The sequence below is a fragment of the Olsenella sp. CU969 genome (assembly GCF_905219715.1).
Lineage (GTDB): Bacteria > Actinomycetota > Coriobacteriia > Coriobacteriales > Atopobiaceae > Granulimonas > Granulimonas faecalis.
Genome location: NZ_CAJMXC010000038.1, coordinates 1 through 17,023 on the forward strand (window position 1 = coordinate 1; position 17,023 = coordinate 17,023).

Consider the following 17,023-nt stretch of genomic DNA (forward strand, 5'->3'; position numbering starts at 1 on the left):
GGTCGCACCCCGCCCCACCAGAAAAAGGCGCCCCCGACGGCACGGAACCGTCAGGGGCGCCCTCGGGCGCTCGGATATGGGTGGCCCGAGCCCACGCCCGGTCCGGCGGGAGGCTACCTCCCCTGGCTGCGACGCTCCTGGTACTCCTTGGCCAGGCGCTCCTGGACGTCGTGGGGCACCTGCTCGTAGCCCTCCACCTCGACGGTGTACTCGCCGGTGCCGCGGGAGAGCGACCTCAGGCGCGTGGCGTAGTCAACCACCTCGGCGTACGGAGCGCGGGCCTGAATGGAGACCTCACCCTTGTCGGTGGTCTCCATGCCCTCCACGCGGCCGCGGGAGGCCGAGATGTCGCCCATGATGGAGCCGGCGTAGCTCTCGGGCACGGTGATGTGCAGGGTGGCCATGGGCTCCAGCAGCACGGCCTCCGCCTGGGACACGGCGTCCTGGAAGCCCAGGCGCGCGGCGGTGCGGAACGCCATCTCGTTGGAGTCCACCGGGTGGAACTGGCCGTCGTAGAGGGCCACCTTGACGTCGATCATGGGGTAGCCGGCCAGCACGCCGTCGCGCATGGTCTCCTGGGCGCCCTTGTCCACCGCGGGGATGAAGCCGCGGGGCACGGCGCCGCCCACGACCTCGTCCAGGAACTCGTAGCCGCCGTCGGGGTTGGGCTCGATGCGGATGCGCACGTCGGCAAACTGCCTGGCGCCGCCGGTCTGCTTCTTGTGACGGCCGTGGCCCGTGGCGGTGCGGCGGATGGTCTCGCGGTACGGGATGCGCAGGGGCACGGTGTGGGCCCNCACATTGGCGCGGCTCTCCAGGCGGTCAAGCANCACGGAAACCTGGGCCTCGCCGATGGCGCTGATCACGGTCTGGCCGGTGTCCTCGTCGCGGTCCACCTTGAGGGTGGGGTCGGCGTCGGCCATCTTCTCGAGGAAGGTGAAGAGCTTGTCCTCGCTGCCGCGCTGGTCGGCCTCGATGGCGATGCGGTAGAGCGAGTTGGGGAAGCGGAACGCCGCGGCCTCCACCTTGCCGGTGGCCGAGAGCGTGTCGCCGGTCTGGGCGTCCAGCTTGGGCACCACCACGATGTCGCCGGCCTCCGCGCTCCTCACCTCGGTGGTGTCGCGGCCCATCATACGGTAGAGGTGCGCCAGGCGCTCNGTCTTGCGGGTGCGGGCATTGACGAGCTCCAGGCCGGGCGTGACGGTGCCGGTGAGCACCTTGGCAAAGGCGAGGCGCCCCTGCTGGGGGTCGTTGAGGATCTTGAAGACGAAGACCACCGGGCGGTCGTCGTCGGGGTCCACGTCGAGCAGCTCGCCGTTGACCAGCGGGACCTTGCCGTAGGTGTCGGGGCGGGGGAAGTACGCCACGATGTCGTCCAGGAGGGAGACGACACCCTCCTCCTTGGTGCACACTCCCGCGAACACCGGCACGAAGATGCGCTCGGCGATGGCGCGGGAGAGCAGGCCCTCGACCTCGTCGTCCGTGAGGGGCTCGCCCTCCAGGTACTTCATCATGAGGTCGTCGTCGGCCTCCACCACAAGGTCGCAGATGGCGTAACGGGCGGCCTGGGCGGCGCCCACGTACTGCTCGGGCAGGTCGAAGACCTGGGCCTTGCCGTCGGGGCCGAGGCGGCGGCCCTTCATGCGGATGACGTCGATGATGCCCTCGAAGTCGCTGCCCACCCCCATGGGCAGCGTCACGGGGGCGAGGCGGTTGCCGAAGCGCTCGGTGAGCGCCGCGAGGGTGTCGTCGTAGGCGGTCTCGGAGCGGTCGATGCGGTTGACGAAGACCGCGCGCGCCNGGGAGAGGTCCTCGGCCGCGTACCAGAGGCGCGTGGTGGTGGACTGGGCGCCCGAGGCGGCGTCCNCCACGAAGACCGCGGTCTCGCAGGCGGCCATGGCCGAGTAGGCGTCGCCGATGAAGTCGGGGTAGCACGGGGCGTCGATGACGTTGAGGCGGCAGCCCTCCCAGTTCACCGGCGCCACGGAGAGCTTGATGGAGAAGGAGCGTTTCTCCTCCTCGGGGTCGTAGTCGAGGGTGGGCTTGGTTCCGGAGTGGCCGCCCAGGCGGTTGGTGGCACCGCTCAGGTGGAGCATGGCCTCGGCGAGCATCGTCTTACCAACGCCACCCTGGCCTACAAGCACGACGTTCTTGACCTTCTCTGCCATGGCTGCCTCCCAATAAGAGACGTCGCNGCGGCCACGGGGCCGCGGCGCGGTTTACCTTCTGTTCAGCCTACCCCACAACTGGTATGGCAGATGTGTCGAATCGGCGCCCGTCCGCGAGCGGCGGGTCGCGCCGGGGCGGGGCCGGCTGGAAATCGCGATTCCATGCCCCCGTGGCCGCCGCCGCAGCGCCGATACCGGCAGGAAACCGCGATCGCAGGCCGTTTTTCCAGCTNCTTCCCCCTCGGATCCGGTCGGAACCGCGATATCAGCCAGCCGAGGCCGGGCGGCACGCCCCCGGAGAGGGCCAGGCCGCCCCCGTCGGCCAGCCCAGGCAATCGTTGGGCCCGTACATCAACGGCCTCCTGCTTGTGCCACACTTTTTGAAGTCGATGAGTCATCGAGGAGAGGAGCCCGTCCATGCTGCGAGTAGGAATGCTCACGAGCGGCGGCGACTGCCAGGCGCTCAACGCCACCATGCGCGCCATCGTGAAGACCCTGGCCTTCAAGACCGAGGGGAAGGTCGAGGTCTACGGCTTCCTCGACGGCTACCAGGGCCTCATCTACAACCGCTACACCCGACTCTCGCCCGAGGACTTCGCCGNCTCGCTCACCCACGGCGGCACCATCCTGGGTACGAGCCGCACCCCCTTCAAGGAGCTGGACAAGCCCACGGCCGACGGCGTGCAGAAGGTGCCCGCCATGGTGTCCAACTACCGCAAGCTGGGGCTCGACTGCCTGTTCATGCTGGGCGGCAACGGCTCCACCAAGACGGCNAACCGCCTCTCGCAGGAAGGNCTCAACGTCATCGCANTGCCCAAGACCATCGACAACGACACCTGGGGCACCGACANGACGTTCGGCTTCACGAGCGCCGTGGAGGTGGCCACCAAGTGCATCGACGACATCCGCACCACGGCCACGAGCCACGGCCGCGTGTTCGTCATCGAGATCATGGGCCACAAGGNGGGCTGGATCCCCCTGTACGCCGGCGTTGCCGGCGGGGCCGACGTCATCCTGCTGCCCGAGATCCCCTACGACATCGACAATGTGGTGGAGGCCATCGACGAGGCCCATGCCGACGGCGAGCGTTACGCCATCATCGTGGCCGCCGAGGGCGCCATCTCCAAGGAGGACGCCGCGCTCTCCAAGAAGGAGTACAAGGCCAAACTGGCCAAGCGCGTGATGCCGTCCGTGGCCTACGAGATCGCCGACCAGATCGCCGCCCGCACCGACCGCGAGGTCCGCGTGGCCGTGCCCGGCCACACCCAGCGCGGCGGCCAGCCCGACGCCCAGGACCGCATCTTCGCCATGCAGTGCGGCGTGGAGGCGGCCATGGGCTGCCTTGAGGGCAANTACGGCTTCATGGTGAGCCAGCGGAAGAGCAGGATGTGCCGCGTGCCCCTCAAGGACGTGGCCGGCAAGCTCAAGTACGTGGACCCGGACGGTGAGATGNTCCGCAAGGCCCGCGATNTGGGCATCTCCTTCGGCGACCGGTAGGGGGCGGGGCGGTCGGGACGGTCAGATCTCCTCGCAGAAGCTCACGAACTCCAGGCGCTGGATGGCGTCGACGAAGGCCTGCTTGCGGTCCATGGTGGGCAGGGTGATGGTGAGGGTGGCAGCCACGAAGGAGCTGCCGCTCTCCCCTCCCGTGAGCAGGAAGTTGTCATAGGCGCAGTCCCAGCTGTGGAGCTTCTTGAGGAACTCCTTGACGGCGTNGCGGCTCTCGAACTCCACGTAGACGTCGAACTTCTTGGAGAAGCGGTGCACCAGGGCGTCCAGCCGCGAGAGCACCGTGAAGGTGAAGATGACGAAGACCAGGGCCAGCAGGGTGGCGTCCACCTGGCCGATGCCGGCGCAGAGGCCGATGCAGGCGCAGACCCACAGGCCGGCGGCGGTAGTGAGGCCTCTGACCTCGTTNTTTCCNGTGACGATGATGGTGCCCACCCCGAGGAAGCCTACGCCGGAGATGACGGCGGCGCCGTTNCGCACCATGTCGAGCTGGGCCCCGGGGATCTCCTCCAGGATGNNCTGGCTCACGATCATGGAGAGGGCCGAGCCCAGGCACACGAGCACATGGGTCTTGACGCCGGCGCCCTTGTTCTTGAACTCCCGGGTCATGCCGATGACGGTGCCCACGACCGCGGCCAGGATGAGCCGCAGGAAGACCGCGTCGGTGCTCCACCCGGCCGNCGTGGCCCCGAGGCTCGCGAAGTACTGACCTAGCATGGACGTGCCACCTCCAGGGGCGCCGGACTATCCCTCCCTTGGCTCCATACCCCCTCGGGACCGCGGATGTCCCCTGATTCACGGCCGGCCGGCCAAGCGGCCCCGGAAGCCGCCACGGGCGCGCGAGCCCGTCCCACTGGTCACCCCGTCCCACCACCCNGACACTTNTGTCCCAATGGTCGGGCACTTCTGTCCCAATGACGCCGTGTCCCATGGCGGGGCCACCGCGGCATNNNTGGATGCCAAAAAACGAGAAACAGGCAGAGCGACAGATGGCCGGGCACCGCCGCCACGTGCGGCCGACGCCGACGGGACGGCGGCCCAAGCGGATCACCCGCAGGAGCCTCTACGNGTGAGAAACCGCCCGCAGAATGCTCCGCAGGCGGCAGGGCGGCTCCGCCGGCACCCGCAGAAGCTTCTACGTGCGGAGTGGCGCCCGCAGAACGTTCCATGGGTGCCGGCACCCGCGTGGCAGCAACCGCGCCCGACCAAAATGGGACAAAAGTGCCCGGGTGGTGGGGCGGGGGTGCCCGTCAGCGACGGCGACCCGGGCGCGCTGCCAGCGCCGTCACCGCTGCCGCCGCGGCGCCGAGACCCGCCACGGCGCCCAGGACACCGGCCACGCCAGCCACGTCGCCGGTGACCGGCAGCACCGCGCCGCGACCGTCCAGGGAGAAGTCGTAGGAGGCCTCGGCCAGGAGGTTCCCGTCGCGGTCGAGAAGGCGCACCACCACACGGTAGTCACCGGGACCGTCGGGGACACCGGCTAGGCGCCGCCAGCTGCCGTCGGGCTCCCTCACGTAGTAGACCTCCTCCANGCGGCGGCCCTCGGGGTCGGAGGCGCCGTCGAAGGGCTTGCCGTCCACGAGGACGCGGGGGCGCACCTGACCGTCGACGACGTCCACACCCTCGACCGTCACCACGGGCCGGTCCTTGTCGGGGCTGCCCGGCGCGGGGCCGGGGTCCTCCGCCGGGACAGGNTCCACCANGAAGNCGGCGCTACCGGGGCCCCAGGGGCTGTCGGGGTCCGTGGGCACCNACACCACGAGGTAGGTGCCCGGCTCCGTGGGCACGCCCTCCACAGGCTCCCAGTGGCCGGGGTCCACGGGGTCCTGCCTCCAGTAGGTGCGGGTGACCTCCACGGGGTCGCCGTCGGGGGTCGTCTCGGTCACCCGCGGGTCCTGGCCGCTCACGATGTCGTCGGCGGACACCGACACAGGCTCCCTGGAGGGGCCGGGGGCCTCGTCGCCGCCTTCGGTGCCGGTGCCCACGATCCGGAAGACGTCGCTGCCGGGCAGCGCCGGGCTCGGCCCCGGGTTCCGCTCGGAAGACACCACGAGGTAGGTGCCGGGCTCCGTGGGCTCACCGTCCACGGGCTCCCAGCCGTCCCCCACCCTCTTGAAGTAGGAGCGCTCGGTGTCCACGGGGGCACCGTCCAGGGTGTCCGCGATCTGGAGGGGCCCACCCACCGGCACGTCCTGGGCCACGGTGGAGATCTGCCCGTCGCGCACGGGCCGGGGCGCCTTCTCGATGCGCACGTAGGTACCCTCCACGGCGATGCGGTAGTTCCCCAGGGTGTAGCGACCCTCCTCGTCGGGCTCAAGGTCCCGGAGGGCCTCCGGCCGCACGGTCACGAGGTAGAGGCCGGGCGCGGGGTCGGAGGGGTCGAGGCCGCCCATGTCGAAGGAGGCGGCGCCCAGCAGCNCTTCGAGGCTGTCGCCCGCCACGAGGTCGGCCCCGAAGGAGAACGACCCGCCGAAGGGCCGATGGGCGGGGGCCGTCCCCACAGACGTCGAGGTGGTCACCGTGACGTCGCGCGGGGTCACGGTGCCCTTAAGTGTCAGCGAGTCGCCACGGGTGTAGCCGATGACGATCACCTTGTCGGCGTCGGCACCTGTGAGCTCGGGGTCCTTGAGGACGATGGGGTGGGTGCCCACCGAGGAGCCGTCGGGGGCATAGGTCACCTGGGCCGGNTCGAAGGAGAGGGTCACGTCGAAACCGGCGGGTACGAAGGGCAGGATATGGGAGCCGTCGAGGCCGTCGAACGCCGGCGTNCCGTNGNAGANCTTCTCGTAGGACCACCACTCAGGGTCCACGGCCACAAAGAAGTCTGCGTTGGAGTCGGTGTTGGAGTCGGTGTAGTTGCCCTTTTGAGTGGGGATGAACTCGGCGGTGACCCGCTGGCTGCCCAGGCCGTCCGCGGCGCGGGCCGACGAGGGCGCGGCCGGGTTCACCAGGAGGGACCGGTAGTCGTCGGGGCCCACGGTGAGGGTGGCNACCGANTGCCGATAGCCGTNCTCGAGCTCNTCGTCACCCANGTCNGCCACGGCGACCGGCTCTCCCACNTTCTTGCCNTTGACGTAGANCTGCACGGCGCCCTCCGGAGCGGCGCAGGTGAGCGCCTCGGTCACCGCGTCGTCGTGGCGTGGGCTCACATGGGCGGTCAGGCGCACGTCGGCCGTGGAGCCCACCCGCTCCACCTCCAGGCGCGTCTGGGTGTCGGCCGGCGTGATCTCGGCGTAGTCGTAGTAGCAGCGGTGACCGTAGAAGCTCTCGGCAAAGGAGGAGCCGTCCTGGGCGTACTGGTCGGAGCTGATGGTGAGCTTGTACTTGCCCACGTTGGCGTTGAAGCCCTTGGTGATGGCCGAGGCCGTGTCCACCTCGTAGATGTTGGAGCCGTCGCCGGTGTCGGGGCGCCGAATGAGGTCGCCGNTCTCGTCGGTGGNCAGGCGCTGGGACTCCATNACCATGGAGGCGGCGTCGTTGAGCTTGTTCTTGTCCTGACCGGCGGCCACGGGCGGGTTGTNCACCTCCACGGCCTGCTGGGCCACCTCGGAGAGGAGCTTGCCGGAGACGTCCTCGCCCCAGGGCAGGCCGTCATAGCGCTTGGCGAGGTTCTTGAGGGTGGGCACCTTCTCGGGGTCGATGGAGAAGACCACGTACTGCTTGAGGTGGTCTCCGCCGTTCTGGACGTCGTCCATGTAGTAGGGCTCGGTCCTGACCACGTTGCCGTCCTTGTCCACGGCGGTCAGGTTGACGCGCACCTCGCCCTCGGTGGTCTTGGGGAGCCACAGGTAGAGGTTGCCGTTCTCGTCGGTGGAGTGGGGCGAGCCGTAGGGGTACGACACCCCGTTGACCGTCATGGCAAACGACGTGATGCGGGCGTTGGCCCCCAGGGCGCCGGGCACTTTGATGGAGCGCATCATGACCTGACTGCTCTTGTCGAGGGCGCCGTAGGCGGTGTCGGAGGAGAAGTTGGTGTAGAAGTCCGAGGGCAGGTTGTCGGGGTCCACGGGGTCGCCGATGTAGGACTGGTACTTCTCGTTGGTGGTCTTGCCGTTGTCGTGGGTCACCTGGCCGATACGCACCGACCCGCCGGTGACGTAGACCTCGCCGCCCAGGGCGCCGATGGCATGGGCATAGCCGTAGGAGGGGTCCTGGCGGGAGGTGTCGGGCATGATGGTGCCGCCGGTGATGACGATCTTGCGCCCCACGTTCCAGCAGAAGCACCCCTGGCCGATGGCGTTGCCGTGGTCGGCCGAGATGGGGGTCACCACGCCGCCGTNGAAGCGCAGGTTGCCGGCACAGACCTTGGAGTGGACCGGGGTGCCGGAGTTGGCCCCGAAGCCGTTGCCGGGGAGGCGGTCGCTGAGCTTGGCGTCAGGGAACCGGTAGTTGTTCTCCCTGCTGGTGGAGCCTNCGGTGGTGTAGCTGNGGCCACCGCCGCCGATGCCGGCGCCGTGGTAGGAGGCCCAGGCCGTGACCGTGCCACCGTTGAAGGTGATCCAGGTGTCCTCGGTGGTGCCGTGGCCGCCGTGGGAGCCGCCGATGCCGGCGCCGAACCCATAGGTGCCGTCGCCCACGGCCCGGGCCGTGATGGAGCCGCCGTTGAAGGTCATCTCGCCGNTGNNCTCNCAGTCGCTGCCGCCGATGGCCGCGCAGAGGTAGCCGCCCTGGACCTCNAGGGACCCGGGGTTACGGCTCTCAAGGTTGCTGATATTGGTTGTGGGACCATCGGCGCCGGCGGTCCGGACGGCGCCGTCGCGGTCAACGTAGACCGTCCCCTCCTTGATGCGGCCGCCGGTGACGTCCACCGGGGCGCCATCCACGTCCACGTTGGTCACGTCGTCGTCGATGACGAGGACCGTGTCCTCGCCGCAGCGGATACCCGGGGCATAGGCCGACGCGGCGGCCTCGAGGCGGTTGGCGGAGCCGGCCGCCAGGGTGATATGGACGCTGGTCTTGGGGTCGACGGAGTTGCCGGCGGCGTCGCGGTTGCGCTCGATGGTGAACGGCACGTGGGAGGCGATGTCCACCCCGTCCAGCGTGATGTTTGCCTGGGTGCCGGCCTCGATCCACACGGTGGCGTCCACCGTGGCGCCCCCGGTGGAGAGGGTGAGGGGCGTCGAGGAGCAGATCACCAGCTTCTTGAGGGTGCTCGTGACGGGGCTGCCGGGGTTTCGCGTCCAGGTCTCGGAGGCGAAGTAGTAGTCGCGCCCCTCCACGCCGCCGGTGACGGTGACGGGGCAGGCATCGGCCGGATGGGTGTAGCCGGCCGGCGGGGCGGCGGCAGCCGGGGTCGCCGGCAGGGCCACCAGGGCCGTGCAGGTGAGGGTGGCAGCGGCCAAGGAGGCCAGGGTGCGGGTGAGAGAGTTCATTTGTACCGCCAATCGCCCTATGTTTGCAGTATTTTTGCAGCGTTCTTTAAGTTGGATTTCAAGCGTAGGACCGTAATCTATCCCTGTCAATAAAAGCGGGACAGGCGGGCGGGCGCATACGCATATGAGAGCGGCCCCGCGTATCGCCGGATACACGGGGCCGCTCGAGTTGCGCGCGTCAGTGCGGGGCGGGACCTTAGTTGGTCACGGCCTCGTTCTCGCGGTCGGNCTCGGCGATGATCTTGGCCTTCTCGTCGACGGCCATGTTGGAAAGCTCGTCGGCGTAGATCTTCTTGCCGGTGGGGTGCTCCTCGAGCCAGAGCTTCTCAGCGGTGGCCTTCCAGCTCTCGGCGTAAGGCGTGGTGCGGGCGCAGAGGTCGTCCACGCTCTCGGGGGCGGCGTAGTCGGTGCAGGGGGCGTCGGCCTCGTGGACGATCTGGGGCAGGATCTCGGGGTTCTCCAGCATGGGGCAGGGCTGGAGGAGGTTGTCGTTGAAGGGGTAGTGGGCGCGGTAGGCCTGGAAGATGGGCTGCTGCAGGCACTCNAGCCAGCTCTTGTCGTGGATGTTGGCGTTGGAGTAGTGGATGAAGACGCAAGGCTCNACGTCGCCGGCCGCGTTCACGTGGCAGAACACACGGCCGCCGGCGATGCAGCCGCCCACGTACTCGCCATCGTTCTGGAAGTCCATGGCAAAGATGGGCTTGCCGCCGGTGATGCCGCGGATCTCGCGGATGCGGTGGAACATGTACTCGCGCTCCTCGGGGGTGCACATGAGGTCGGTGCCGGCACCGGCGCCCACGGGCATGAGGTGGAAGTACCAGGCGTAGCGGCAGCCCTTCTCGATGAGCATGTCGAGGTACTCGTCGGAGGTGACGGTCTTGTAGTTCTTGGTGGTGTAGGCGGTGGAGGTGCCAAAGAGCAGGCCGTTGGCCTTCATGAGGTCCATGGCGGCCATGACCTCCTGGAAGGAGCCGTCGCCGCGGCGGCCGTCGTTGGAGTCTTCGAAGCCCTCGACCGAGATGGAGAAGGCGATGTTGCCCACGCGCTTCACGTCGTCGCAGAAGGCCTGGTCGACGAGGGAGGCGTTGGTGAAGATGTTGAACATGCAGTCGTTGTGCTTCTCGGCCAGCTTGACGATGTCCTTCTTGCGCACCAGGGGCTCGCCGCCGGTGAGCATGAACATGTGGGTGCNCAGGGCCTTGGNCTCGGAGACCAGCTTGTCCATGTCGTCGAAGGACAGGTTGTAGCTGTTGCCGTACTCGGCGCTCCAGCAGCCGATGCAGTGCTTGTTGCAGGCCGTGGTGGGGTCGAACAGGATGATCCACGGCACGTTGCACTGGTACTTCTCGGCGTTCTCCGTGCAGGTGCGCAGGCCACGGAAGGCAGCCTCGTAGCCGCCGTTGAGCACGGCGGTCTTGATGATGTTGTGGTCCACCTCGTCCATGAGGGAGAAGAGGAACTGCTCCCACTTGGACCCGGGGTACAGGCCGGCGCGCAGGCCACGGGCGGCTCCGGGAGCGGTGTCCTTGAGCAGCTTGGAACCCATATCGACAAGCCGGTCGAGGTTCTTCTCGCGGTCCTTGCTGGAGGCGGCGTTGATGATGCCGTCAAGGGNAAAACCGAANGCGGTACNCTCGGCGGCGTGCGCGATCTTAGACTGCATACTCTCCCCTTGCTGTCATGCGGGCTGTGACCCCGCGTTGTTGGCTGGCTTGCATGTACCCCCTTTTTTTAGGGAGAAGACGCCGGACGGCAAAACCACTCCCCTCACCAAGGTGGCACCGAGCTGTTTTCAACCTGTAGGCAATCAAGCCCACAGCGGAGATAACCGCTGCTCCAGCCCCCATGTTCTCAAGTGCAACAGTCTACCCCCGACAAGGATTTGATGAGACTGGAGACCGCGCGTGATATACGGGAGTGGCGGCGCGGACGGGTCCCGCGGCGGACGGCGAGGGAAGGCGCCCCGCGAGCGGGACCCGTCCGCAGGGCGCCGAGGGGACGGTCAGACCAGGCCCACGCGGCCCAGGTTCTCGCGGATGTGGGCGCAGCTGGCGTGGAAGGCGGCCTGCTCCGGCCCGGTGAGGTCGGGCACCATGAGGGCCTCCACACCGGAGCCACCCACGACGCAGGGCACGGAGCAGAACAGGCCCTCCTCGCCGTAGACGCCGTCCATGAGGGTGGAGCAGGCCAGCACCGCGTGCTCGTTGGACACCACGGCCCGCACCAGACGCGCGGCGGCGTTNGCCACGGCGTACTCGGTGCACATCTTGCCGGCCATGGCCACGTAACCGCCCCGGCGCGCGGCGTCCTCCAGAGCCGGCCTGTCGAGAGAGAAGCGCGCCGGCTCCTCGCGCTCCAGCTCGGCCAGGGGCTTGCCGCCAAAGTTCACCTGGCTCCAGCAGGCGAACTGCGTGGCCCCGTGCTCGCCGAGCATGTAGGCGCCCACGGAGTGCTGGTCGATGCCCGTCTCGCGGGAGAGCACATGCCTGAACCGGGCGGAGTCCAGCTGGGTGCCGGTGCCGATGACGCGGCGCGGGTCGAAGCCGCCGAGCTTCCAGATCTGGGTCGCCACGACGTCGCAGGGGTTGGCGACGGTCACCCACACGCCGGAGAAGCCCGCGCGGGCGAGCACGGGGATGAAACGGCGGGCGGTGTCGGTGGTGTAGAAGAGCTCGCCGTCGCGGTCCTGGGCGGCAAGGCGCACCTNGCCGGCGGCGTTGACCACGACGTCGCACGAGGCCAGGGCGGCGTAGTCCTCGCCGCANCTCTCGATGCGCACGTTGTGGGAGCAGAAGGCCAGGCTGTCGGAGAGGTCCTGGACCTCGGCGGCCAGCTTCCTGGAGTTGTCCTCGTCACCGGAGGCGATGTCGCAGAGCAGGAGCTCGTCGGCGATGCCCTGGAGCATGAGGCTGTTGGCCACGTGGGCGCCCACGTGGCCCAGGCCGATGATGCCGACGGATACGCACGTTCCCATGAGCGGGTCCTTTCACGCGAAGGGGCNCCCGGCCGCGGCGGTCGGGCGCCCCCATGCTACCGGCTATCGCGGCGCGGCGGCAGGCAGGCCGCGTGACACGTCACCCCACGGTCACGAACGGCCGNGCGGCGGCGTCACCGCCCGAGACGTCAGAANGAGACGTACTCCCACGTCACGACGTCTCCGTCCGCGACCTCATACTCCCCGCAGCCCACCGTGGGCTGCTCGCCGTTGACGGAGTAGGTCCAGCCGGAGTTACCCTCGGCGGCCTTGCAGTCGATGGAGGTCACATAGGCGCCGTAGGAGCCGTCGCTCGACTCGAACTCCACCCCCGACGCCTTCAGGACGTCGAGGACCGTCGAGCCGTCGGGCACCTCCACGGCCTTCTCCCCGTCGCCGACCCTCTGGGTCACCGAGACGGACGCCTGCTGCTGCCCGGACGCCTGCTGCTGCCCCTCCGCGGGCGCGGAGGGGGCGGCGGAGCAGGCGCCGAGGGTCGGTGCCGCAGCGATGAGCGCGGCGGCGAGCAACGCCGCGACGCGGCCGCGCANGGGCGGCGTGCGGCGGTGGGCTGCGAGGTCCTGGGTTGTCTTGCGGTTCATGGGCGTGCCTTCCTCTCGTCGATTGCCCGTCTTTCCCGTCTGGGAGANCGGCGNNNCGGGNAGGGACGACCCGGTCTGCCGGGACGGTACCCGGGCGAGGGCGCCGGGTCACAGGGGCAGGCGGGGCATCACAGCACCGGTAACCACGACCCACACGCCCGGGACGGTCGAACCTATCGAGGACAGGCAAGTCTCCTGACTCACGGGTGTCGGCCTTGGCCGACGGTGCGGGCCCCTTCTCGGGACCGGGCCCAATGGGTATGCGCCCGCACCTTTGCCCGAACACAGTAGTGGCGGCTGTCCCGGACTCAAACCGGGTTCCTTATTAATCTACTAAGCGGACAGCTGTTCGAACCGTGTCCTCGGGTTGCGATGATATGCAGTTGTCTTCAGCCTACCGCATCCCGCACCGGGACCCGCCCGGGGCTTTTGCCCCGGAGCCGCCGGTGCGTGGCAGCGGCCGGCGGGACCGCTAGACTTCTGGTGTCGGCGTCGAGAGAGCAAAAGGAGCCCCCATGGGATTTGCCACCCCCACCTGCCCCATCGCCAAACGGTGCGGCGGCTGCGAATGGCTGGCCGTCCCCTACCCCATCCAGCTGCGCCGCAAGCGCGAGGCCGTGGTGGGGCTCTTCTCGGACCTCCTGGACTCCGGGGCGAGCGAGGCCGCCCCGGGTGACGTGGCCATCGTGGGCATGGAGGCGCCACGAGGGTACCGGCACAAGGCGGCCACGCCCTTCNCGCCCGGCAAGGGGGGCATGATCCGCAGCGGCTTCTACGAGCGGGGCACGCACCGCATCGTGCCATGCGCCGCCTGCCTGGCCGAGGACCCGCGCTGCCGGCCCATCCTCAACGACATGGCCCGGGTGGCCGAGCGGCTCAAGATCCGCGCCTACGACGAGGACAAAGGCCGCGGCATGCTGCGTCACGCCGTGGTGCGCACCGGCTGGAGGACCGAGGAGGGGCTGCTCACCGTCGTGACCAACGGCAACACCCTGGCCCACGGCCGCGAGCTGGCCGAGGCCGTGGCCGAGGCGGCGCCGCTCAGGCTGTCGGTGGTGCAGAACATCAACCAGCGGCGGACGAACGCCATCCTGGGACCCACATCGAAACCCCTGCTGGGGCCCGGCGTCATGCACGACTCGCTGCTGGGCGTGACCTTTGAGATCGGCCCCACGAGCTTCTACCAGACCAACCCCGAGCAGACCGAGGCGCTCTACCGGCTGGCCATCGACGGCGCGCGGCTGGAGCCGGGCCAGACGCTGCTGGACGCCTACTGCGGCATCGGGACCATCGGCCTGTGCGCGGCCAAGGCCGTGGACGGCGTCTCCGTGGTGGGCGTGGAACGCGTGGAGGGGGCCGTGGCCGACGCGCGGCGCAACGCACGGGCCAACGGGCTGGGGGGCCGGGCGCGGTTCGTCTGCGCCGACGCCACGGCCTACCTGGCCGACTCCAAGCACAACCGCACCGGGTTCGACGTCGTGGTGCTCGACCCGCCCCGGGCCGGCGCCACGGAGGCGTTCCTCTCGGCGTGCGATGCCAGCGGGTGCGGGCGCATCGTGTACGTGAGCTGCAACCCGGTGACCCAACGGCGCGACCTGGACTTCCTCGTGGGGCGCGGCTGGCTGCTGGAGTCGCTGACGGTGGTGGACATGTTCCCACACACCAAGCACGCCGAGACGGTGGCGGCGCTGCGGAGGCGGTAGCCGCGGGGCCCGCACCGGACCCGCATGATGTGACATGTGACAGAGGNGCCTGGCCCATCTGTCACTTCGCTTATTTCTCTATTGATGAATGGCGCGCATCGGGGCTCCGTGGGACAAAAGTGCCCGACCATTGGGACAAAAGTGTCCGGGTGGTGGGACGGGGGTCCTGCCTGCTAGCCCCTCTGCACCATGGGGAACACCAGGTGGAACTCCGTGCCCGACTCGCCGTCGGAGAAGACGCTCGCCTCCACGCCCATCTTGCGGCAGAGGTCGCGCACGAGGAACAGGCCGATGCCCGTGGAGTTGGACCGGGCGAGGTCGCGGCCGTTGGAGCCCACGAAACCCTTGTCCCACACCCGGGGGAGATCCTGGGGCGCGATGCCCACGCCGTTGTCGGCCACGGTCAGCTCCACGCGCTCGGCCGAGCCGCCCGCCGCCAACCTACGGCCGGTGAACGAGAGACACGGGCTCTCCTCGGCCCCCATGTACTTGCAGGCATTGTCCACGAGCTGGCNCACGATGANGCCGCACCACTTGGGGTCGCAGTAGACCGGCTGGTCGAGACCGTCNAAGGAGACGGAGNCGCCGGACTCCTGGATCAGCGTGGCGCGGGCGCGTANGGCGTCGCGTACGAGCTCGCCNAGGGTGGTCNCGCGCACCACGTAGTCGNGGTCCACGGTGTAGGAGCGGGCGAAGAAGAGGGCCTGGTCCACATAGTCCTCGATGCGCTGCAGCTCCGGGGCGATGCGGCCGGACACCGGGCCCGGGTGGGCCTGGACGATGANGGAGGCGGCGGCCACCGGGGTCTTGACCTCATGGCTCCAGCGCTCGATGAAGGCACGGTACTCGGCTGAGTCGGCCCTGACGGCNGCGGCGTCNGCNTCGGCCTGGGCGAGNAGAGCGTCCNCGGCGTCATCCACGAGGGCGGCGCGGCCGGAGCGCAGGCTCGGGAGGTCGCAGGCCAGGTCGAGCGCGTTGGGGGTGTCGCCTGGGTGGGCGCGGCCGATGAGGCTCACGCGCCTCCAGAAGCCCGCCGACGGCAGGTACTCCATGGCCAGGCGCCCCGCCTCCACGGCGGCGAGCGTCACCAGCACAAGGTAGACCATGTCGCGCGGCGTCCCCACCAGGCGGAGGAGCCCCGCGACCACGAAGAGGGCCACCCCGTAAAGGGCGAGGCCCGGCAGCTTGGACCTCAGGAACCGGAGGAACTCCATGGTCACACCGAGTAGCCCTGGCCGCGGTGGGTGACCAGGTAGTCGCGCACGCCGATACGGGCCAGCGTCTGGCGCAGCCGGTTGATGTTGACGGTCAGGGTGTTGTCGTCCACGTAGGCGTCGGTGTCCCAGAGCTCGCACATGAGAGCCGTGCGGGACACCACGGACCCGGCGTTGCGCATGAGGTAGGCGAGGAGTCGCAGCTCGTTGCGGGTGAGCTCCACGGTCTGGCCGTTGGCCGCGGCGGAGGAGGCCNCGACGTCGAGGGAGAGCCCGTTGTGCTCCACCACCGGACGCGACCGGGAGCCCTGGACGCGGCGGAGCAGGGCCTCGATGCGGGCGGCGAGCACGTGGGCGGAGTGGGGCTTGGCCACGAAGTCGTCGGCCCCCATGGTCATGGACAGCACCTCNTCCACCTCGGAGCTGCGGCTCGNCACCACGATGATGGGGACGTCNGAGCGGGAGCGGATCTCCCGGCAGACCACCGTGCCGTCCACGCCGGGCAGGCCGAGGTCGAGGAGCACGAGGTCGCAGGCGGCGTCGAGCACGGTCTGCGACGTGCGGGAGAAGTCCGTGACGGGCACCGGCTCGTAGCCGCGCTGGGAGAGGATCTGGGCCAGGGCGTCGCGGATGGCGGCGTCGTCCTCGACCAGTGCGATGCGCGTCATGGGTCCTCCTTCTGCCTGCGGTGGGTACGGGTGCGGGCGGACGCGGCGGGCGCCCGGGTCAGATACCGCGGCCCTGCTTGGCGGTCGTGGCCTCCCGAAGCCTCCCGAGCTGGGCCGCGAACGTCTCGGCCGCGGGGCCGCCGTTGTCGGAGGCGGGCACCACGCCGTGCTCGTCGGAGACGAGGAACACCTCGTCGAAGGGCTCCCCCGCGGCGACCCTCTGAGCCAGTGTCCCATCAAAGGTCACCGGGCGCCCTAACGTTTCCGTAAGGTCCATGAGCAGNGTGCCGGCGCCGCCGCAGGTGAAGGTGTCGCCGAAGCCCGCCAGCAGGGCGCCGTCCGCGACGGCCCAGAGCGTTTCGGGCGCCACCGACGTGCGCGCGCCCTCCTCGGCCGACGCGGCGGCACGGGCGGCGAGGGCAGCGGCCGAGGTGTCGGCCAGGGGCTCGTAGGGACCCACGGCCATGGCCCCGTGGCCCGCGGCGTCCACGGCGAGCATGAGGACGCCGTCGGGGTCGTCGGCGGCGCCGGAGTCCAGGGTCTGCTCCAGGTGCTGGCGCACCCAGGCGAGGAACTCCGGCGTGGGGGCCCAGCCGTCGGTGACGCGCTCGCCGAGGGCGCGGATGTGGCGGCCGGCCATGGGGATGCGGCGGTCCGAGAGGCGCCAGCGGCACACGAGCACGGGCTCGCCCAGGGTGAACTCGTCGAGGGCGGCGAGGTCTGCGTCGGTGTAGTCGCGGTCTGGGTCGAGCATGGGGCCTCCTGGGACGGTCGTATGAGGCCGGCGGGCGCGCCGGCACCCTCCATGGT

9 protein-coding genes and 1 riboswitch are annotated in these 17,023 nt (G+C 69.5%); of the genes, 2 read left to right on the forward strand and 7 right to left on the reverse strand.

Going from position 1 to position 17,023, the window contains the following annotated elements:
• Nucleotides 1-113: 113 nt before the first annotated feature.
• Nucleotides 114-2,168, reverse strand: coding sequence for an elongation factor G (gene fusA, locus JX283_RS05155; RefSeq protein ID WP_204829626.1), 2,055 nt, complete (start codon nucleotides 2,166-2,168; stop codon nucleotides 114-116).
• Nucleotides 2,169-2,585: 417 nt separating this feature from the next.
• Here fusA and JX283_RS05160 point away from each other — a divergent pair, with 417 nt between their 5' ends.
• Nucleotides 2,586-3,665, forward strand: a complete 1,080-nt coding sequence (locus JX283_RS05160; RefSeq protein WP_204829627.1) for a 6-phosphofructokinase — start codon at nucleotides 2,586-2,588, stop codon at nucleotides 3,663-3,665.
• 21 nt (nucleotides 3,666-3,686) lie between these two features.
• On the opposite strand, the gene JX283_RS05165 is transcribed toward JX283_RS05160, so the two are convergent.
• The 4 genes from JX283_RS05165 to JX283_RS05180 all read right to left on the reverse strand — a co-directional run bounded on the left by JX283_RS05165 (nucleotide 3,687) and on the right by JX283_RS05180 (nucleotide 12,628).
• Nucleotides 3,687-4,394, reverse strand: coding sequence for an MgtC/SapB family protein (locus JX283_RS05165; RefSeq protein ID WP_204829628.1), 708 nt, complete (start codon nucleotides 4,392-4,394; stop codon nucleotides 3,687-3,689).
• Nucleotides 4,395-9,248: 4,854 nt separating this feature from the next.
• A complete protein-coding gene (locus tag JX283_RS05170; protein WP_204829629.1) occupies nucleotides 9,249-10,715 on the reverse strand; it encodes a radical SAM protein in 1,467 nt (488 codons plus the stop codon).
• A 339-nt stretch (nucleotides 10,716-11,054) separates the two neighbouring features.
• Nucleotides 11,055-12,026, reverse strand: coding sequence for an L-lactate dehydrogenase (locus JX283_RS05175; protein ID WP_204829630.1), 972 nt, complete (start codon nucleotides 12,024-12,026; stop codon nucleotides 11,055-11,057).
• 149 nt (nucleotides 12,027-12,175) lie between these two features.
• A complete protein-coding gene (locus JX283_RS05180) occupies nucleotides 12,176-12,628 on the reverse strand; it encodes a DUF4430 domain-containing protein (RefSeq protein WP_204829631.1) in 453 nt (150 codons plus the stop codon).
• Nucleotides 12,629-12,795: 167 nt separating this feature from the next.
• A riboswitch (cobalamin riboswitch) is annotated at nucleotides 12,796-12,992 on the reverse strand.
• A gap of 151 nt (nucleotides 12,993-13,143) precedes the next feature.
• On the opposite strand from JX283_RS05180, the gene rlmD reads away from it, so the two are divergent.
• On the forward strand, nucleotides 13,144-14,331 hold the full coding sequence (gene rlmD, locus JX283_RS05185) for a 23S rRNA (uracil(1939)-C(5))-methyltransferase RlmD (protein WP_204829632.1): 1,188 nt from the start codon (nucleotides 13,144-13,146) through the stop codon (nucleotides 14,329-14,331).
• Nucleotides 14,332-14,504: 173 nt separating this feature from the next.
• On the opposite strand, the gene JX283_RS05190 is transcribed toward rlmD, so the two are convergent.
• Nucleotides 14,505-15,545 (reverse strand): HAMP domain-containing sensor histidine kinase, encoded by a 1,041-nt coding sequence (locus JX283_RS05190; RefSeq protein WP_204829633.1) that lies wholly within the window; start codon nucleotides 15,543-15,545, stop codon nucleotides 14,505-14,507.
• 2 nt (nucleotides 15,546-15,547) lie between these two features.
• Entirely contained in the window at nucleotides 15,548-16,213 is a 666-nt protein-coding gene (locus tag JX283_RS05195) for a response regulator transcription factor (RefSeq protein WP_204829634.1), read from the reverse strand.
• Between the last annotated feature and the right edge of the window lie 810 nt (nucleotides 16,214-17,023).